23 protein-coding genes are annotated in these 18161 nt (G+C 70.8%); 4 read left to right on the top strand and 19 right to left on the bottom strand.

Translation table 11 applies throughout. From position 1 onward, the window contains the following. Window positions 1-233 precede the first annotated feature (233 nt). From M8C13_RS06170 to M8C13_RS06120, 11 genes are all read right to left on the bottom strand, one after another. Window positions 234-593 carry a hypothetical protein gene (locus M8C13_RS06170; protein ID WP_252479491.1) on the bottom strand — a complete coding sequence of 120 codons (360 nt, stop codon included), beginning with the start codon at window positions 591-593 and terminating at the stop codon, window positions 234-236. A gap of 194 nt (window positions 594-787) precedes the next feature. Beyond that, a complete protein-coding gene (locus M8C13_RS06165; protein WP_252479490.1) occupies window positions 788-1201 on the bottom strand; it encodes a hypothetical protein in 414 nt (137 codons plus the stop codon). Window positions 1202-1273: 72 nt separating this feature from the next. Continuing rightward, window positions 1274-1657 (bottom strand): hypothetical protein, encoded by a 384-nt coding sequence (locus M8C13_RS06160; RefSeq protein WP_252479489.1) that lies wholly within the window; start codon window positions 1655-1657, stop codon window positions 1274-1276. A gap of 195 nt (window positions 1658-1852) precedes the next feature. Continuing rightward, window positions 1853-2176 (bottom strand): hypothetical protein, encoded by a 324-nt coding sequence (locus tag M8C13_RS06155; RefSeq protein ID WP_252479488.1) that lies wholly within the window; start codon window positions 2174-2176, stop codon window positions 1853-1855. A 257-nt stretch (window positions 2177-2433) separates the two neighbouring features. Further along, window positions 2434-2877, bottom strand: a complete 444-nt coding sequence (locus M8C13_RS06150) for a hypothetical protein (RefSeq protein WP_252479487.1) — start codon at window positions 2875-2877, stop codon at window positions 2434-2436. Between the two features lie 138 nt (window positions 2878-3015). Further along, on the bottom strand, window positions 3016-3777 hold the full coding sequence (locus M8C13_RS06145) for a hypothetical protein (protein WP_252479486.1): 762 nt from the start codon (window positions 3775-3777) through the stop codon (window positions 3016-3018). Window positions 3778-3800: 23 nt separating this feature from the next. Further along, window positions 3801-4322 carry a hypothetical protein gene (locus M8C13_RS06140; RefSeq protein WP_252479485.1) on the bottom strand — a complete coding sequence of 174 codons (522 nt, stop codon included), beginning with the start codon at window positions 4320-4322 and terminating at the stop codon, window positions 3801-3803. Beyond that, a complete protein-coding gene (locus tag M8C13_RS06135; protein WP_252479484.1) occupies window positions 4319-5137 on the bottom strand; it encodes a hypothetical protein in 819 nt (272 codons plus the stop codon). The genes M8C13_RS06140 and M8C13_RS06135 overlap by 4 nt, the downstream gene beginning before the upstream one ends. A 261-nt stretch (window positions 5138-5398) precedes the next feature. Continuing rightward, entirely contained in the window at window positions 5399-5857 is a 459-nt protein-coding gene (locus M8C13_RS06130) for a hypothetical protein (RefSeq protein ID WP_252479483.1), read from the bottom strand. Beyond that, entirely contained in the window at window positions 5842-6174 is a 333-nt protein-coding gene (locus tag M8C13_RS06125; RefSeq protein ID WP_252479482.1) for a hypothetical protein, read from the bottom strand. The genes M8C13_RS06130 and M8C13_RS06125 overlap by 16 nt, the downstream gene beginning before the upstream one ends. Before the next feature lie 85 nt (window positions 6175-6259). Then, window positions 6260-6496: a helix-turn-helix domain-containing protein gene (locus tag M8C13_RS06120; RefSeq protein ID WP_252479481.1), complete on the bottom strand. Its 237-nt coding sequence runs from the start codon at window positions 6494-6496 to the stop codon at window positions 6260-6262. 531 nt (window positions 6497-7027) lie between these two features. On the opposite strand from M8C13_RS06120, the gene M8C13_RS06115 reads away from it, so the two are divergent. Both M8C13_RS06115 and M8C13_RS06110 read left to right on the top strand, forming a co-directional pair. Then, window positions 7028-7420: a hypothetical protein gene (locus tag M8C13_RS06115; RefSeq protein ID WP_252479480.1), complete on the top strand. Its 393-nt coding sequence runs from the start codon at window positions 7028-7030 to the stop codon at window positions 7418-7420. Between the two features lie 250 nt (window positions 7421-7670). Continuing rightward, complete coding sequence (locus M8C13_RS06110; protein ID WP_252479479.1) at window positions 7671-7991, top strand: hypothetical protein; 321 nt, start codon at window positions 7671-7673, stop codon at window positions 7989-7991. Between the two features lie 15 nt (window positions 7992-8006). On the opposite strand, the gene M8C13_RS06105 is transcribed toward M8C13_RS06110, so the two are convergent. Further along, window positions 8007-9470, bottom strand: a complete 1464-nt coding sequence (locus M8C13_RS06105; protein ID WP_252479478.1) for a tyrosine-type recombinase/integrase — start codon at window positions 9468-9470, stop codon at window positions 8007-8009. 289 nt (window positions 9471-9759) lie between these two features. Continuing rightward, a complete protein-coding gene (locus M8C13_RS06100) occupies window positions 9760-10338 on the bottom strand; it encodes an SRPBCC domain-containing protein (protein ID WP_252479477.1) in 579 nt (192 codons plus the stop codon). Between the two features lie 231 nt (window positions 10339-10569). On the opposite strand from M8C13_RS06100, the gene M8C13_RS06095 reads away from it, so the two are divergent. Beyond that, the gene (locus M8C13_RS06095) at window positions 10570-11001 is read left to right on the top strand and encodes a helix-turn-helix domain-containing protein (RefSeq protein ID WP_252479476.1); all 432 of its coding nucleotides are present in this window, start codon (window positions 10570-10572) and stop codon (window positions 10999-11001) included. A 61-nt stretch (window positions 11002-11062) separates the two neighbouring features. Here the strand turns inward: M8C13_RS06095 and M8C13_RS06090 are convergent, their stop codons facing one another. The 5 genes from M8C13_RS06090 to M8C13_RS06070 form a co-directional block, all read right to left on the bottom strand. Next, on the bottom strand, window positions 11063-11686 hold the full coding sequence (locus M8C13_RS06090) for a response regulator transcription factor (protein WP_252479475.1): 624 nt from the start codon (window positions 11684-11686) through the stop codon (window positions 11063-11065). Next, window positions 11683-12816, bottom strand: coding sequence for a sensor histidine kinase (locus tag M8C13_RS06085; protein ID WP_252479474.1), 1134 nt, complete (start codon window positions 12814-12816; stop codon window positions 11683-11685). Before M8C13_RS06085 ends, M8C13_RS06090 begins: the two co-directional genes overlap by 4 nt. A gap of 33 nt (window positions 12817-12849) precedes the next feature. After that, window positions 12850-14463 (bottom strand): FAD-binding oxidoreductase, encoded by a 1614-nt coding sequence (locus M8C13_RS06080; RefSeq protein ID WP_252479473.1) that lies wholly within the window; start codon window positions 14461-14463, stop codon window positions 12850-12852. 93 nt (window positions 14464-14556) lie between these two features. Then, window positions 14557-15984: a dolichyl-phosphate-mannose--protein mannosyltransferase gene (locus M8C13_RS06075; protein ID WP_252479537.1), complete on the bottom strand. Its 1428-nt coding sequence runs from the start codon at window positions 15982-15984 to the stop codon at window positions 14557-14559. Between the two features lie 94 nt (window positions 15985-16078). Next, a complete protein-coding gene (locus tag M8C13_RS06070) occupies window positions 16079-16690 on the bottom strand; it encodes a LysE family translocator (protein WP_252479472.1) in 612 nt (203 codons plus the stop codon). A gap of 81 nt (window positions 16691-16771) precedes the next feature. On the opposite strand from M8C13_RS06070, the gene M8C13_RS45320 reads away from it, so the two are divergent. After that, entirely contained in the window at window positions 16772-17227 is a 456-nt protein-coding gene (locus M8C13_RS45320) for an Lrp/AsnC family transcriptional regulator (RefSeq protein WP_252479471.1), read from the top strand. Here the strand turns inward: M8C13_RS45320 and M8C13_RS06060 are convergent. Further along, window positions 17222-18052 (bottom strand): SDR family oxidoreductase, encoded by an 831-nt coding sequence (locus tag M8C13_RS06060; protein WP_252479470.1) that lies wholly within the window; start codon window positions 18050-18052, stop codon window positions 17222-17224. The two genes, M8C13_RS45320 and M8C13_RS06060, sit on opposite strands and share 6 nt — an antisense overlap. Window positions 18053-18161: the final 109 nt, after the last annotated feature.

Genomic DNA, 18161 nt, shown 5'->3' with positions numbered 1-18161 from the left:
TCCTTGTCCTGGCCACCCTGGGTAGCCGCCCTGGGCAGCCTGCGCGCTGCTAACCTGGATGCCTCGGTTTGCCCCGGATCGCCGGTTCGTCGGTCCGCGTGGCGCGCCGGGCACGGACCCCGGCCCGGTCCCACGGGCGCGGGGTCCACCTCTGTCATTGTGTAGTGTTGCGCGACAGTGCCGCAAGTGGAACGAACGGCGGCGGGGCGGCCGTTCGGCCGCCCCGCCTTCGATCAGCTGCCGAATGGCCTGCTGGTGATCAGCAGGCTGGCACCGCGCCGGTTCTCCAGCTCCACTCGCATGATGAACCGCACGTCGCTGGGGTCATGCAGGTTGGCCCAGTTGTAGGCGCCCATGACCGCGAGCACCCTGGCATTGAGCAGGCGAGCCGCGGTGGTGAGCCGCAGCCGCTCGTCCCAGATGTCGGAGTCGTTGAAGCCGCTAAGCAGCACGGTGATCCGGTCCTTGACCGCCATGACGTCGGTCTGGATCACCCCGTTGACCACCTTGCGCAGGTCCATCTCGATCGCGTAGGCGATCTCCTTGAGGTTGAGCCACGCGGTCTGTTCCGCGTACTGGCCGTAGATGCGCATGCGTATCCGTTTCACTGGTTCGTTGACCCCACGCCGGGTGGTCCCACACCCGGCACGGGCGCTCCGATCGGAACACCTCCATTATGTTGTGTAGCACCACACTGTCGCAAGTAGACTAGCGATGACCTGGGCCACGTTCTTTCGAACGCAGAGCGGGGCGGCCCCGAAGGACCGCCCCGCAGGTCAAGCCGGCGTCAGCGCTGCCACTCGTGCGCGTAGTACGCGTCATCTGGGCTTATCGCCGTGCCGTGGTACCGGTGCAGCAGCTCACCATCGGGTCCCAGGATGTCGACGACGGCGTAGAAGTGGTAGTGCTTGCCGTGCAACGGGATGTGGTGAATCCGGTTGAATGAGGCCAGCGTCGCGTAGAAGTGCTCCGCGTGCTTCTTGGCCTTCTCAGCGAACCGGCACCGCGTGGCGACGGTGATGACATCGCCATTCAGCGTCACGTCGAACTCGGGGTGACACTCCGCGCGTTCCCGCTCGGTGATCTCGAACTCCTCCCGGATCTCCTCAAGCAGGTCCGGCAGGGGCAGATGGCAGACGTTGGGGTAGGAGCCACCATCGGTCTCGAAGACGTAGCGTTCAGGCATAGGGTTGTAGGACAAGGGTTTCTCCTCGCTGCGGTGATCTTGACGGGAAGGGCCGGGGTGGCGCGGGATGCGCCACCCCGGCGTTGATCAGCCGCTAATCACGGCACCAAGGAAGCTGCCGTCCCACAGTCCCCGAACCCGCGTGTAGCGGACCCGCGCGATGAACCGGACGTCCCTGACGTCCTCGGGGTGGCTCCAGTTGTAGCGGGTCATGATCTGCCTGACCCGCCTGCGCACCTGGTCGTCCGGCACGTTGCTCTCGCCGTTGTCGACAGAGGTACGGAACAGGGCTGCGGTGATCACCCTGCCGTCGATCGTGACCAAGGTGACCAGGCTGGCCGGAAGCTGGCCAACCTTTTGCTCAGAGCGGATGTCAGCGAAGATCCGCCCAGCGATGAGATCCAGGCTCTCCGAGGCCGTCGGGGCGTAGAGCACCCCGAAGTGGCGCGGATCGCTTGCCAGGTCATGCATTCCTGTTGTCCTTACGTTGGTTCGTTCCCTGCGGCGGGCGGTCCCACGCCTGCCGCCTGGTGTTCCGTTCGGAACGCCTCTATTATGTGGTGCTACACAACACTATCGCAAGAGGACTGCTGGTGGTGCCGGTCACGTCGCCGGTGATGCGGGGCGAGGAAGCCTGGATCGGCCTGCTCGCCCCGCATCGCGCGGTCAGGTCGCCGGGCCTTCGGTGTAGTTCGGGATGCCGCCACCGGGGGTTGCGCCGTGGTAGCGGTGCAGGATCTCCCCTGACTGGTCAAGGCTGTCCACGACCACGTAGAAGCAGAAGTGCCTGGTGCCCACCGGGAAGTGGCGGAGGCTGTTGTACGAGGACACCTGCCAGTAGAGGAGTTCCGCGTGCGACTTCGCCAGGTGGGCGTCTTGGCATTGCAGGGTGAAGGTGAAGATGTGCCCCCGCTGGCGAGCCTGGAAGCGCCCGTGACACTCGGAGGTGCCGAGGACCGTGTGCAGATCGTTGGCGATAGTCAAGATCATCTCATAGAGAGGCTTTCCGGCCACCTCGCGATACAGCGCTCCCTCGCTGCGCGGGTGGGATGGCGCACCATCTTTCTTGTACGGCAACGTTTTCTCCCTGAATCGGTTCGTTTCCCTGCGGGGCGGTCCCACGCCTTCCGCAAGGCCAAGGGCAGGGCAGTCCGGCAACGTGACGTGAAGCGGCACTGCCCCAAGGGGATCCGTGGTGAGACTGGGCGCGCGGGCCCGGGGCGGCGCGGCCCCGGGCCCGCGCGGCGTCAGCTCTCCGGGTAGTTGTGGTAGAAGGCGTATTCGTAGTTCAGGGCCGCGCCGTGGTAGCGGTGCCTGACCCTGCCTTCGGCGTCCAGGCTGTCCACGACCAGCCAGTACTTGTAGTGCTTGCCGCGTACCGGGTTGGGGTAGATGTGGTTGAACTGGGCGGCCTGCTCGAAGACGACCAGGGCGTGGCGCTGACGCCCTTCTTCCGGTTCGCGGCAGGTCAGGGTCACGGTGATGACGCTGCCCTCGCGCTTCAGCGACCACTCCGGGTGGCAGGCCGCGTAGTCCGGCCCGGTGAGCGCGGGAATGTTGCGGATGGCGTCGGGGATCGCCTCGAACGGAAGCTGAGGGGCCTCGGGGTAGTAGTTCTCCTCCGGCTCCAGGCCGTAGCGCTCGGGCACCCAGACATAGACCGTGCGCACGGTGGCGCGGTGGTCCTGCATGTGCAGTCCTTTCCTGGTTCGTTCCGGTGTGGCGGCCGGTCCCACGGCCGCCATCCGGTGTCCCGTGCGGGACGTCTTCATACTGACGCGTTACACAACACTATCGCAAGTGGACATTTGGTGAGGTGGACCACCTTGTCAGCAGGTGGCCGGGCCGCCTAGGCGCGCGCCTGAGCGGGCCTGCCGCCCGGCGAGCTGGGGCCACTCGGTGAACCGCCATGCCCGGTCGCAGCCCCGGCAGTGGATGACATCGGCGTCCAGGGCGGCCCGCAGCGGCACACCGCACCGGACGTGGTGGCCGTCGCCGGTGTCGACCGGGGTGGGGCACCGGCCGATCGGGATGGTGCGCGGCAGGGTGCCGCAGGCCGCGCTCAGCTGGGCGTGCAGCTCGCGCAGTTCGGAGGCGCACTCATCTACCCAGGGCTGGGCGAGCAGCCAGCCGAGGTTGGCTGAGAGGAGCCGGGCCGCGCCGTTGACGCTGGCTCGCCCGGGCGGCTGCGGAAGGTGGCGTTCCTCCTGGACCGCCTGGGCCCAGGAGGCCAGGATCGCCAGGACGCTGTGCGGGTCGCCGTCATCTACCCGGGTTGTGCGCTCATCCCGCAGTGCGATCACGCCTAGCCGGGCGGGGCTGCCCGGTGTTGGCCCCGGTGCCCCGCGCGCAGTGTCCGAGGGCAGGGAGCCGGAGGCGATCATCTCCGGCAGCAGCGCCCACAGCTCCACGATTTCGTGCAGGATCCCGGCGAGCCGGTTCGCACAGGTGTGGCAGGCGTGCCAGCCCAGGTCGGTCTCTGCGGCGCGCGGGCCGTCGCAGCCGAGCACGCACCCGCGCACCAGCATCGTGTCCATGATCTTCGGTGCCGCGCTGGTGCGGCAGCGATGCGGTCTGGCTCGCCGGGCCATCCGGGGTCCTCCTCGCTGACTGTCTACTGTGGATGGTTGTGGCCGTGGCCAGCCGGACTGGCCCGCGCGGCAAGCTCGGACCGGGAGGCGTGCACACCGCTCATGGCCACGAACTCGCCCCGGTGCGGGCCCCGGAAGACCCGGCGGCGGCACGCGGACTTCGGGCGGGCGTGGCAGGCCGGGCACTCCACGATCAGCGAGCTGGCCTCCGGTGGCCGCCGCCAGCCCAGCCGCGCGCCCAGCTCGGCCACCAGGCGGCCGATCCGCTCCGGGTCAGCCGGTGGCGTGGCGGGCAGCGCGGCCACTGCGGTCACCGCCGGCGGCTTGGTCCGGCGATGCCGGATGATCGCGGTGAGGTGGCCGGGCCGGAGAAACTCCGTGCTGTGGGTGTAGTGCTCGGCCACGGCCTCCACCGCCTCATCCCGCGCCCACCCTCCGCGCACACCGGCCTCGGTCCAGGCGGCGATGTCGGCCTGCCCGGGGAGCTTGCGGTGGTCGAAGGCCATGGCCGCGGCGAGCACGGCCCGGATGTCGGCTTCGTTCACCGCGCACCTCCCGGCAGCGCCCGCGGAGCCTGTCCGGCGGCCGCGCCGAGCAGGCGCGCGATGTTGGCATCGGTGTCGGAGACCCGGGCAGTCTGCTGGCGGGCCTGCTGTTCCCGCCGGGCCTGGAGCAGCAGCCGGTCGTACTGCCGGCGGAAGGTGCCCATCGACAACACGGTGGCCGACCAGAAGCTGTCCCCGGTGGCCCAGTCGATGAGCCGCAGGGCCTGGTCGTGGTCACGTTCGTCGGTGTCGAGCAGCAGCCGGGCGGCATCTCGCCATCCACGGGTGACCGTGGCCTTGGCGCCGTTGGCCCGGACCCGCTCAGCGAGCCGGGCACAGAGTGCTTCGACGTCCTCCCGACGCGGCTTCGGTGCGGCGGGAGAAGAGAACGTAGTTCTCTTCTTCTCTTTCTGAATTACTGGACTACTGGATGCCGGTGACTCCCCGGAGGACTCACCGGTGACCCCGGCGTGCGTCACGCGTGACATCGCGGCCCCTGAGCTGCGATGTTTGCGCTGACGTTGCCGCCACGCTTCCTTTTTGGCCTCGATGCGGGCGCGGGAGCACTCCTCGGGCCAGGTGACGTACTGGTAGCCGCCGCGCGCTCGCCGCCAGATCCCGCGTTCCACCAGCTCATCCGCTGCCGCCGAGACGTCCTGTGGGAAGAGCGCGAGCGCCGCGGTCGGCACGAAACCGTCGGTTGTACGGTCGGCGGACCACGAGCCGGCGAGCATCCACAGCGCGTAGGCGTGGGCGGACCAGCCGAGGAATTGGGGGTCCCGGTAGAACTCGTCGGGGACGGGGAAGAACGTCACGCCGCGCCCCCGGGGCACGCCGTGGCGCGCGAGCGTGCCCGGGTGATCGTGCTGGCGGGCAGCTCGATCGCGCCGGCCAAGGGGCGCGCGGGGGCAGGTGGTGGCGTGGTGGTCGCCCTGGTGGTCGGCGACTGCGTGCGGGCGCGACCGGAGAACATGATCAACGACTCCCTCAACAAGGCGTGCGGAGGCCCCCGGCCGGCACGTGGCGGCTGGCCGGGTGGCGTGGCGTGGCTGGGTGGCTTGGTGCCGCAGCGCCGGTCAGGCCGGAGCGGCGGGAAGGCCGAGACGGCCGAGGTCGGCCCGGTAGACCGGCTGCAACTTGCCGCCGTTGCGGCCGGTGGCGGTGGAGGCGCAGGCTTCGTAGCGGCCGGTGGGCACCAGGAGCTCGGAGTGCAGCAGCTTGCGGGTGGCCGCGCCGCGCAGCTGGGCGGGCACCCAGGCCGGTACCCGGTCCCGCCAGGAGTTGGCGGTGACCTCGTGCCGGGGGTGTTCCCACGCGGCGGACAGGATCGCCTCGATCACGGCGAGGATGCCGTTGTGGTGCCGGGGATCGAGCATCAGCAGCGCGCACACCGCCCCGGTCAGATCCCGTGAAGGTGCTGCCGCAGCGGCGCGGGCCGCCTGCTTGACCAGTGCGCCGAAGCGGGCGGGGCCCGGTCCCGCGGACTGCTCCGCAGGACCGGGCCCCCCTGGGGGCGGTGTCATTGCCGCAGGCACGGCTGCACCTCGATGGCGGTGCTGACCTCGACCACGTAGGTGGTGACCAGCGGGGTCAGCGCGACTTCCGTGACCGTGGTGGTCTCCCGCACGAGAACCCGGCAGCGCCTGCGCGGCTGGTGGGTGCGCGGGCGGGCCTTGGGCTCGGCCATGCTCGCCAGCCACTGCGCGGTCGCCGGGTCCAGCTCGGCCTCCTCGGGGCCGGCGTAGCGGCGGTACCTGCGCCACCAGTCATCCAGCGCGGTGGCCAGTTCTTGTTGGGTCAGCTCGTCCGAGCCGGTGGACTGGTCGTGTGCGGAGCTGCGTTTTTCCGGCATGGTGAAGCCGCCTCCCCTGACGGCAGGTGTGATCACATGGGTGTGCCACGGGCAGGTGCTCCGTGGCGTGCTGCCCGAACGAGGGCTACGGGCTGGGCTTGGCGCGGCGCGCGGCTGCGGCCGCGCTGACTCCGTTGCGATTGCGCCGGGCCCGGAAGTCGTCGATGTGCTTCTGGCTCACCGTCGGCCTGCCCGCTCCCCGGTTGGCCACCAGGTCACCGTTGGCGATGTAGCGCTGGATGGTGCGGACCGAGCGGCCCAGCCGCGCGGCAGCCTCGGCGTAGCTGTACTCCCGGTGCGGATCGTGTGCTGTGGCGCTCAACGCCGGTTGCCCCCCTTGGCGGGCACCGGCTGATGCCCGCTCCGTTCGTTCGGAAACCTTGCGGCGTGACCGGAGCACGGCGCGCGGGGTCAGTCCAGGCGGTGGGCTGTGCGCGCGGGTGCGGTGTCGGTTCGCGGGAGGGTTCTTCCTGCGTACCCCGCTGACCGTGCTCCGGTCACCCTCACCACCGTGCACTCCCCACAGTTGACCTGTCAATAAATCGACCGGAACTGTCGTCTTATGGCGCGATGTGTCGCGATCTTCAACCCGGTACGGTGCGCAGGTGTGCGCCCCGCCTGTGCAACGCACCGGCGGGGGTCTACCAGGCCCGAGTAACGCCAGCCGGTCTGCCGCATACGTGTAGTCGACGCGCCGGTGTTCGCCTGCCGCGCAGGCGTCAGGCAAACACAAGGGGCTGGAGAAACAATGACGCGCGGCTATCGCGCGAACCGCGCCAGCACGGGACCAGGCCCGGCGACGCGGAGCAACAGGCGCAGGACCGGCCGGACGGGGCCAGATGAAGGGGGCTAGGTGGCCAACGGGCGGAAGTACAGGTCCGCGGTCGCGCAGTTGATCGCAGACAGGCTGGCCGAACTGCGGATCTCCGCAGCCCAGGCGGTGCGCGAGGCCGAAGTTCCCGCCAACACCTTGAGCTACTACCTCAAGGAAGAGGTTCAGGACAAGCTCCACCGGCCCGCTCCGGACAAGGTCGAGGACATCTCCGCAGCGCTCAAGCTGCCGGTCTCGAAGGTCATGGAGGCATTCGCCCGCCACAGCGGCATCACGGTCGAGCCGCCGGACGGCCTCACTCCGCTGCAACGGCGTGCGCTCCGCGCGCTGGCCCGCCTGGAGGATGCGGCGGAGCAGGCGGCCTGGGTGAAGGCCCTGGAGGCTTACGCCGACGCGCGCGCTACTGGGGCTTGACCTCCCGCTCTGCGATCTGCAAATTTCATTTCGTAGATCGGGGGCCGCGTCATGCCGTAGGTTGCTTCCTCTGCGCTGGTGAAACGACCGGGTACGGAGCGGCGATCACCAGAGGTAGACGGATGAGCAAACGCTCCCATGGGGGGAGCGCACGCCCGGGGCGAAGCCGCCGGCAGGCGTCTGGGGAGCGCCAGCCGAACCCGGGTCAAGCGGCACGGTTCGGACAGAGCCGTGCGGGAGGGGGACACCGATGATCACGCCGCCGCGCGTGCGGTTCGATCCAGCCTTGGAAGTGCCCTACAGCGCGGACATCGGCGCGGATGGCCAGATGGAACTGCGCTTCGCACCAGGCATGCTGGTCCCCGACCAGCCAGCCTTGGAACACGTTGTCGAACTCATCATCGACGTAGCCCTGCACAACGCCGCGAAGGCGCGCAAGAGCACCTGGAGCAGGCTGAAAGGCCGCCATGGCCTGGTGACGCTGAACCGCCTCGCCATCGACGCCGACGACGAGACCGACAGCGAGGGCTGGCAGACCCCCGGCCACTACCGGGGGCCTGCCAGCGCGTGACGTCAGCGCCAGGCGCTACCGCCGCCCAGCCACCTTGACCGCCGCCCGGCGGGCAGGACCACGAGCACCGGCAGCACCACGGCGCACACCGCGACCGGGGTTGTTGTTCGCGGCCGTGCGGCGGTCGCCGGGGCGGCGGGACTCCGCCCTGGTCCCGTCCTCGCGGGGACGCTGCACCGGCGCGACCATAGCCGTGGACGGCTCGATAAGCGTGCGCAGGTCTTCCGGAGCGGTCGACGCCGGGGCGCTGGGCAGGGCGTGCATCTGGTCCAGGTAGGAGCGCAGCACGTCCCCGCCGGCGGCATGGATGTAGCGCATGGTGTGGTCGGCCTTGGCGTGCCGCATCATTGCCTGGATGGCGTAGAACGGCACGTTGGCCCGAGCCAGGTTGGTCGCGAAGCTGTGCCGCAGGTCGTGGAAGGTCGGCTTCTGGTTGTCGTGGCCAGCCAGCCCGGCCTTCTTGACTGCCCGGTTCCACTCCGCCTTGAGGCGGTCATAGGTCACCGGCTTGCCGTTCGGGTCGACAAACACCGTCTCGTGGAACGACTTCCTGTTCACCCCGGTGCCCCGGAACTCCCGCAGCGCCTCAGCAACCCGAGCGGTGAGGGGGATGGTGGCGACCTTCTTCCCCTTGGGGTAGTGCCGCAGCGTGTTGTTGCACTGCATGACCTCGGCGACCGTGACCACCTCGCGCCCCAGCGCATCCAGCTCCAGCCGGGCCCACCGCAGCCCCAGCACCTCGCCTGCGCGCAGGCCAGTGTCGTAGGCGATCAGCGCGGCGAGCCAGAGCCACTGCGGCAGGTAGACCAGCACCAGGCACAGCTCTTGCTCGGTGAGCACCCGGAACGGCTTGTCCTCCGGGATCGGTGCCTTCAGGTCGTCGCACGGGTTGCCGTGCCTCAGCTCTGCCTTGGCCGCTGCGGCCAGGATCTGCTTGAGCACCTTCCACCGCGTGTTGAGCGTGCTGTCGGCCCACTTGCGGGTGCCGTCGGGCTTGTGGGCTTCCCGGGCCTCGCGCAGCCACCTGCGGACGTCATCTTCAGTGATGAGGTCCATCCGCATCTCGCCGAAGAACTTCTCCAGCATCTTGGCGTTGTCGCGGTAGGTCCGGCGCGTGGCCACGGACTCGGTGGGGTGGTTGTCCAGCCAGGTCGGCCAGAAGTCCTTGAAGTCCGGAGCGCCGCGCCGGAAGGTTGGCAGCTTGATCCCGACTGCGGCGTAGGTGCCGTGCAGTTCATGCCGCATGGCGATCTGCCAGGCGTCAGCCTCGGCCACGGTCTGGAAGGTCTTGCTCGGCTTCCTGCCGGTGGTGGGGTCGGAGTACCGCCCGGCGTAGTTGCCGGAGTCCTTCAGCTCCACCCAGCCGTGGCCGGGGGCAGCCTTCGAGGCCGGGGACTGGTGGTTCTTGCGCTTCTTCGGCCTGCTGCTGGAGCGGGCCTTGCTGGTCTTGCTGGTCTTGCTGGCGGTGCGGGTGGTCACCGAGTGGGCTCCCTCTACGCACCCGCGCGCAAGGTCACCGTTTTCCCAGGCTATCCGAGGGGACCGACAGTCCCGGGGTTTCACCGAGGCCAGGGGGGAACCTGTTCCCCCCTGGCCCTGGCAAAACGTCGCCGATACTGTCTGACCCCCACGACAGCCTGCGGAAACACCAGCCACGGCACCCTGTCGCCGTGGGGTCGCCTCATACCGGACGTATTCGGGCGTTCCGGCCGTGCCGCCAGCGGCCGAACCGGCGCGGCTACCGCGGGCGGGGCTGTGACGACACGGCCTAGGAGCCTGCCTCGGCGGCGATGCGCTCCAGCGCGATCCGCCACTGCTCCCGCGCCCACTCCCGGGACTGGGCGTCGGGCAGCTTCTCCACCAGGGCGCGCACCGTGGTCCCGCCCTCGCCGAGCAGGCTGACCTGGACGGTGGCCGGGGTGTCCCAGCCGGTGCGCCGCCAGGTGAGGCGGACCCGGTCGACTGGCTTGACCACCCTGATCTCGCCGCTGACCCCGCCGCCCTCGTACTGGTTGCCCGGCTCGAAGCGCACCGGGCCGCCCAGCCACAGCTCGGGCCGTTCGGTGAGCACCTTCCACACCACGTCGGCGCCGGCGGCGACGCTGCGCTGCACGCCGACCTGGAAGCCGCCTGCGGTCTCCCCGATCGCGCGCTTGCCGCGGGCGCGCTCGTAGGCGACCGTGATCGACTGCTGCCACCAGCTGCTGACCTGCGGGTAGTCTGCGGCCAGGTGCTTGACGATGCCCTTGTGGTCCCATTCGGCGGCGCCCGCGGCATCCAGCAGGGACAGCCACTCGGTCCAGTCGCGGCCGGTCGCGGTGCGGACGGCGTCGTCCTTCTTGGTCATGGTCCTCAGCCTCGTTCGGGGAGTTATCAGCCCCAGCCGGAACATTCTTGCCGGTAGGGGGCATTCTCGCGCTCCGTGCGGCCCGGCCACCACGTCCGGCACCGGCTCGGAGCAGTCCGACCACGGGAATTCATCGAATGGCCACCAACAGCGCCGCAGGGTTCCCTATCACTCCCTATTCTTCCCTCCAGCTGCTATGGTTGCGCAGGTAAGGGAACCTAGGGAGTGTTCGTGGACGACGAGCTGTACACCGTGGAGCACGTGGCCAACGTGCTCGGCCTGCACGTCAAGACCGTGCGCAACTACGTGCGCGAGGGACGGCTCAAAGCGGTCCGGATCGGCAAGCAGTACCGGATCGCCCGCCGGGACCTGGAAGCCCTCACCGGCCGCGCCGCCGAACCACCGGCCAGGGAGACCGCGGCCCGGCACCGGCGCGCCGAGGCCTCGACCGTGGTGCAGATCGACGCGATCAGCTTCGAGCTGATGAGCACCGTCAGCGGCGCGCTCACCGCTTCCCTGCAGGGCCGCGACTTCACCGAGCCCGCCATGCGCGTGCAGACCTACTACGACCAGGAGCGGGCCAGCATGAAGATCATCCTCAACGGCCCGGTCGGCGACACCGCGGCCCTGCTGGACCTCATCGACCGGCTCGTGTCCCGGTGACCTTGATCTACCGCCGACGAGGAGCCGGCCAGGCTGCGGATGCCGGAGTTCCTGCGTGCGGTCACGGCGACTTCGGCACCAGCAGACCTCGGTTGAACGCCTCGAAGACCGCCGCGGCGCGGTCGCCGACACCGAGCTTGCCGTAGATGTTGAGCAGGTGGGACTTGACCGTGGCCTCGGTGATGAACAGCTTCGCCGCCGCCTCCCGGTTCGTCGCCCCGCCCGCCACCAGCTGGAGCACCTCCAGCTCCCGCTGGCTGAGCAGGCTGGCGGTGGCGCGCACCCGGTTCATCAGCAGGGCCGCCGCCGAGGGCGCGAGCACCGCCTCGCCCCGTGCGGTGGCGCGCACCGCCCGCAGCAGCTCCTCCCTCGGCGCGTCCTTGAGCAGGTAGCCGGTGGCGCCTGCCTCGATCGCGGGCAGCACGTGGCTGTCGGTGTCGTAGGTGGTCAGCACCAGCACGCGCGCGCCGGTCCCGGCCAGCTGCCTGGTCGCGGCCACCCCGTCCAGGCCGGGCATCCGCAGGTCCATCAGGACCACCTCGGGCCGCAGGGTCCCGGCCAGCCGGACCGCCTCGGCCCCGTCGGCGGCCTCACCGACCACCTCGAAGTCGGATTCGCGGGCGAACATGCTGATCAGCCCGTCCCGCACCACCGGGTGGTCGTCCACCACCAGCAGCCTGATCACGAGACCGGCACCCTGGCCGAGATGCCGGTGCCCGCGCCCGGCTCGGACTCCACCAGCAGCGTGCCGGACAGGCCCTCGATCCGCTGCCGCATCGCGACCAGCCCGAACCCGGCGCTGTGCCGGGCGGTGTCAAAACCGCCGCCGTCATCGCGCACGTCCAGTGCCACCTCCTCCTCCAGATAGGACAGTGTCACGCCCACCCGGCTGGCCCGCGCGTGCCTGGCCACGTTGGTCAGCGCTTCCTGGGCGGCCCGCAGCAGCGCGACCTCGGCCTCCTGCGGCAGCGGCCGGGCCGTGCCGGTGGTGGTGACCTGGACCGGGACCAGGTGCAGCGCCGACCAGTCCTGCGCGACGCTGGTCAGCGCCTCGCCGAGACGCGCGGTGCGCAGCGGTTCCGGGCGCAGCGCGTGCACCGAGCGGCGCGCCTCGGCCAGGCTCTCCCTGGCCAGCCCGGTCGCGGTGGCCACGTGCCGCCGCCAGCTCGCCGGATCGGCGTGCTCGGCGGCGCGGAGCTGGCTGATGATGCCGGTGAGGCCCTGGGCCAGGGTGTCGTGGATCTCCCGCGCCATCCGCTCCCGCTCCTCGTGCACCGCCGCCGCCTTGGCCTGCACGAGCAGCTGCTCGTGCAGGGCCGCGTTCTCCGCCAGCACCCGCAGGCGTTCCTCGTTGCGCCGGTCGGTGCGCTCGGCGTACCAGGCGAAACCGCACAGGGGAATGGCGTTGGCGGCCACCACGATGAGGTAGAAGAGCAGCCCCGTCGCGGTGTCGAGCTCCAGGGCGTAGGACTGCGCGGTGCCCGCCACCACGGCCACCCCGGCGACCCCGGCCAGCCGCCCCGGCCAGGGCAGCACCCGGAAGGCGAAGATATAGCCGGCCGGGGTGAACAGCCCGAACCACGGCGCCCGGACCACCAGCACCGCCATGATCACGATCAGCCCGGCGACGAAGACCGCCATCACCCTCGGACGGCTTCGCCAGGCCGGATGCAGGGTGTGCAGCCAGAGCATCCAGGCCGCCGCCAGCGCGCACAGCGCCAGGTCCACGGCCGGGGACTGGCCGTTGGACCACCTGATCGCCACCGTGCCCGCGGCCAGCGCGGCCAGCAGGGTGTACGGCAGTGCGCCGGCCATCCGCGCTCCTCTCGTCGTGACCATGGTCGCCGGTCAGGCGGGTGGTTCGACGCCCAGGGCGTGCCGGAAGATCCCGCGCGGGTCCCAGCAGGCCTTGACCCGTTGCAGGCGCGGGTAGTTGTCCCGGTAGTAGAGCGTGTGCGCGGAGACCCCGGAGGTGTTGTGCGCGGGGTCGGCCAGGTCGTTGTCCGGGTAGTTGATGTAGGAGCCGTCGCTGACCTCGCCGGGCACCGGCACGCCGCCGGTGTCGAGGTAGACGTCGCGGTAGAAGGCGCGGATCCAGGCCAGGTGGGTCTCGTCCTGGCCCTCGTCGGTCCAGGTCGTGCTGTAGACCGCCTTCATCACCGCCCCGCGCTGGGCGATCGCGGTGGCCTCCGGCGACACCGACCGCACCTGGCCGCCGTAGCCGATGAGCAGCATCGTCGCGGCCGGGGTGGCGGTGGTCTTGGCCAGGTGGTGGTGCACGGCGGCCAGCTGCCGGTCGGTCAGCGAGCGGCGCAGGTAGCCCGCCTTGTTCTTGTACCGGCGGGCGGCGGCGTCACCGGCCTCCCCGGTGCCCGGCCAGGTCATCTTGTGCAGCCACGGCATCCGCTGGTGGCGGTCGTCGATCGGGGTGAGGCCGGTGCCCTCGGTCACCGCGGCCAGGAACTCGGCCACCAGGCCCTCCGCGCCGGGCAGGTCCGCGTCGATCTGCATGGCCAGCGAGAAGTACCCGGCGCTGTGGTGGGACAGCAGCAAGATCGCGTACAGCCCGGCCGAGCGCGAGCCGGGTTCGCTGTTGCGCTCGTGCCAGCGGCCGAAGTTGCGCAGCAGCCGGGTGAACGCCTGCTCGGTCAGGCCCGCCCAGCCCCAGGAGACCACTCGTTCGAGCATCGTCCTGGGCGAGGGCGGCAGCAGCCGGGAGGGCTCGCCGGTGGCCCCTGGTGAGCGCAGCCAGTACCGGGTGACCACGCCGAAGTTGCCGCCGCCACCACCGGTGTGCGCCCACCACAGCTCCCGGTTCGGGTCGTCCGGCTCGCGGGTGGCGACCACCGCGCGGGCGGTGCCGTCCCGGTCGGCCACCACGACCTCCACACCGTAGAGGTGGTCCACCACCGAGCCGTACCGGCGGGACAGCGCGCCGTAACCGCCGCCGGCGAAGTGCCCGCCCGCGCCGACCGCGGGGCAGCTGCCGCCGGGGATGGTCACCCCCCAGCCCTGGAACAGCCGCCGGTACACCTGCCCGAGGGTCGCGCCGGGCTGCACCGCGAAGGCCTTCATGGCCGGGTCGTAGCCGACCTCGTCCATCGGTGAGAGGTCCAGCAGCAGCCGCACCTGCGGGTCTGCGGTGAAGTTCTCGAAGCAGTGCCCGCCGCTGCGGGGCGCGATCCGGCGTCCGGTGCGCGCCGCTTCGGCGACCGCGCGCACCACCTGCTCGGCGGAGCTGACCACCCGGATCTCCTCCGGCTGTCCGGCGAAGCGGAAGTTGTTGCCACGCAACAGGTTCTCGTAGCGCGGGTCGCCGGGCCGGATGCGCACCGGGCCGAACTCGGCGGGCTCGGGGGCCGCGTGCCCGACCGTCCCGGCGGCCAGGGTGCCGCCTGCCACGGCGGTCGCGCCGGCGAGCAGGGTCCGGCGGCTCAGCTGGTTGCGTGCTGGCTCTGTCATGCCTGCACCGTCCCAGCGGCGCGACCCGGCGCACATCAACCGGTCTGCCGGTCCAGGGGCTGAGCCGGGGATCAGCCGATCGGCTGGTCGGGCTCAGCGCCAGGACGGCAGCCAGAGCTCGGCCTGCCAGCGGGCCTCGGTGATCGGCTCGCCGTTGAGGATGGGCCACAGCCAGACGAAGTTGGCCACCACCAGGCCCACGTACAGCGCGACCACCAACAGGCCGGTCGCCCGCCGCTCGTGCCCCTCGCGCGCCGAGCCCAGTATCTGCCCCAGCGGCAGGATGAGGCCCAGCACCAGGAACGCGGCCACCGGGGTCAGGTAGAAGAAGTACATCTGGCGGTCCAGGTTCAGGAACCAGGGCAGCAGCCCGGCCAGGTAGGCGACCAGGACCGCGCCGTAGCGCCAGTCCAGGTGGCCGAGCCAGCGCCACAGGCCCCAGGCGAGCATCGGGAACGCCAGCCACCACATCGCCGGGGTGCCGATCAGCATGGTCGCGCGCACGCAGGTGGTCGCGCCGCAGCCGGTGGCCGAGCCGTCGAAGAAGTAGAGCATCGGCCGCAGGCCCATCGGCCAGCTCCACGGCTTGGACTCCCACGGGTGCGGCTTGTCCTTCGGCGTGACCAGGCCCTGGTGGAAGTGGAAGACGTCGACGGTGTACTGCCAGAGCGAGCTCAGCGCGGTGGACAGCAGGTGCCGGTTCACCCCGGTCTCGCTGGCGAACCAGGCCCACCAGGTGCCCAGGTAGACCAGCACCGGGATGAGCAGCAGCGACCACAGGCCGGGCAGCACATCGCGGCGCAGCGCGCCGGTCCACGGGTGCGTGATCCCGGCGGCGCGGCGGGCGGTGGCGTCCCAGCACACGGTGAGCAGGCCGAAGGCGGCGATCCAGTACAGGCCGCCCCACTTCACCCCGCAGGCCAGGCCGAGCGAGACGCCCGCGCTGAAGCGCCACCAGCGCAAGCCCAGCCGCGGGCCGTGCGGGGTCTGGGTCGCCCAGCCTTCGCCGACGGCGGCGGCCAGGCGGTGGCGAACCTGGTCGCGGTCCAGCAGCAGGCAGCCGAAGGCGATGAGCACGAACAGCGCCAGGAAGATGTCCAGCATCGCGGTGCGGCTCATCAGGTGCAGCACGCCGTCGCAGATCAGCAGGACGCCGGCCAGGCCGCCGAGCAGGGTGGAGCGGGTCAGCCGCCGGGCGATCCGGACGATCAGCAGGATCATCAGCGTGCCCGCGACCGCGGCGGCGAACCGCCAGCCCCAGCCGTTGTAGCCGAAGATCAGCTCGCCGAGCGCGATGAGCTGTTTGGCCAGCGGCGGGTGCACGGTCCAGTTGAAGCCGGGGTTGTCCTCGACCCAGCCGTTGCGCAGCATCTGCCAGGCCTGCACGGCGTAGTACTTCTCGTCGAAGACCGGCGTGCCGCTGGGATCGGTGGGCGTACCCAGGTTCTGGAACCGGATGATCCCGCCGAGCACCGCGAGCACCGCGGCGACCAGCCAGCCGCGCAGCCGGTCCGCCGGCATCGGGCGGCCGAGGAGTCGTTCGGCCGCGCTGGCCGGTTCCGGCGAGGTCACCGTCAACGTCCCCCCGACGCCAGGATTGATCACGGTCCGCGCATCATGTCATGACGCGTTCCAGCACCAGCGCCGCCCCGATGACGATCATGGAAGCGCCGGATACCCGCGAGACTGCCCTGGCCGCCGAGGGCCGGGCGCGCAGCACCGCGTGCGCGGTGGCGGCCACGCCCAGGTAGACCACGGCGCAGGTGGCGGTGAAGGCCAGGCCCAGGGCGGCCAGTTGCAGCGGGATCGGCCAGGGCGCGGCCGGGGTGGTGAACTGCGGGAGCAGGGCCACGAACACCAGCAGGCCCTTGGGGTTGAGCGCGCTGACGGCAAAGCCCTGCGCCACGGTCTGCCGGGGGCTGGTCGCGGTGTCCCCGGAGGTGGTGGGAGTGCTGGGGTCGCGGAGGGTCCGCACGCCCAGCCAGGCGAGGTAGCAGGCACCGGTGACGGTCAGGGCGGTGAGCGCGACCGGGGTGCTGGTGATGAGCAGGCCCAGGCCCGCGGCGACCACCGCGGTCATCGCCAGGTAGCCGAGGGTGATGCCGGTCGCGGCGGCCCAGGCGTGGCGGCGCAGACCGGCGGCGATGGCGAAGGCCCAGTCCGCGCCGGGCACGGCGATGAGCAGGGCGGCCACGGCCCAGAAGGCGAGGAGGTTGCTGGCTGGCATGCCAGAAAGCTATGCGCGAAGTGACCGAAGGTGCTTCCAAGTATTGCCAGCTCAGGGGCTATCAGTGGAAGAATCTTCTCCGTGGACGCGGTTGATCGGCAGATTCTTGCGGTGTTGCAGGCGGAGGGGCGGTTGACGCTCACCGAGCTGGCCCAGCGGGTGCGGCTGAGCGTCTCGCCCTGTCACCGGCGGCTGCGCGCGCTGGAGCTGGACGGCACCATCCGCGGCTACCGGGCGGTGGTGGACCCGGCGGCGCTGGGGCTGACCTTCGAGGCGCTGGTGTTCGTGACGATGCGCCAGGAGGACCGGGAGACCCTGCTGGCCTTCGAGGCCGCGGTGGCGGACATCCCGAACGTCCTGCTGGCGCAACGTCTTTTCGGCGATCCGGACTACCTGCTGCGCATCGTCACCGCCGACCTGGCCGCCTACCAGCAGCTGGAGGACGACGTGCTCTCCGCGCTGCCGGGGGTGCAGCGGCTGAACTCGACGCTGGTGATGAAGCGGGTGGTCGACGAGCGGCCGCTGCCCGCCTCATGAGCTGACCGCGCTGGCCAGGTCCCGCTGCCGCTCGGCCTGGGCCAGGCGGGCCGCCAGTGCGGTGGTGACCGCCCGGTAGGCGTCCGCGCCGAGCAGCAGGCGGGCCGGCGGGTGCTCGGCGGTGGCGGCGTCGATGATCGCCTCGACCATCTTGGCCGGATCGGCGAAGGGGTAGCCGCCGGGATCGGCCAGCATCGCGCGGAGCTCGGCGACCGGGCCGTCGGCGTAGGCGGGCAGCGGGTCGGCCACGGCCATGCCGGTGGTGACGAACTCGGTGGCGGCGCCGCCCGGTTCCACCAGGGTGGTGTGGATGCCGAACGGGGCGACCTCCTGGGCGAGGCTCTCGTAGAAGCCCTCGATACCCCACTTGCTCGCGTGGTAGAGGCTGGAGCCGGCGATGGCCATCTGCCCGCCCATGCTGGAGAGCTGCACCAGGTGGCCGCCGCCCTGGGCGCGCAGGTGCGGCAGCACGGCGCGGGCCAGCTGGATGGAGCCGAGCAGGTTGGTCTCGAGCTGGCGGGTGACCTGCTCGTCGGTGAACTCCTCGGTCGCGCCGAGCACGCCGTGACCGGCGTTGCTGACCACCACGTCGATGCGGCCCAGCTCGGTGAAGGCGGCCTGCACCACGGTGCGCAGCTCGGCGGTGTCGGTGACGTCCAGGCGGCGCACCCACAGGTGGTCGCGGTGGGCGGCGGCGAGCTCGTCGAGCCGTTCGGGGCGGCGCAGCGTGGCCGCGACCCGGTCGCCGCGCTTGAGCAGGGCTTCGGTGAGCAGGCGGCCGAAGCCGGTGGAGGTGCCGGTGATGAACCAGGTGCGGGGTGCCATGGGGACCTCTTCCAAGCGGGTACCTAACTGGGTAGTTACAGAGAAGCACAGCGCTGGCCCGGCTGTCCATAACTGGTTAGTTACCGCCCTTCGCCCGGTATGCTCCCGC

Origin of the sequence: Crossiella sp. SN42 (genome assembly GCF_023897065.1) — a bacterium.
Classification (GTDB): Bacteria; Actinomycetota; Actinomycetes; order Mycobacteriales; family Pseudonocardiaceae; genus Crossiella.
The sequence above is the reverse complement of the archived record's forward strand: the minus strand, read 5'-3'. Positions and strand labels throughout refer to the sequence as shown.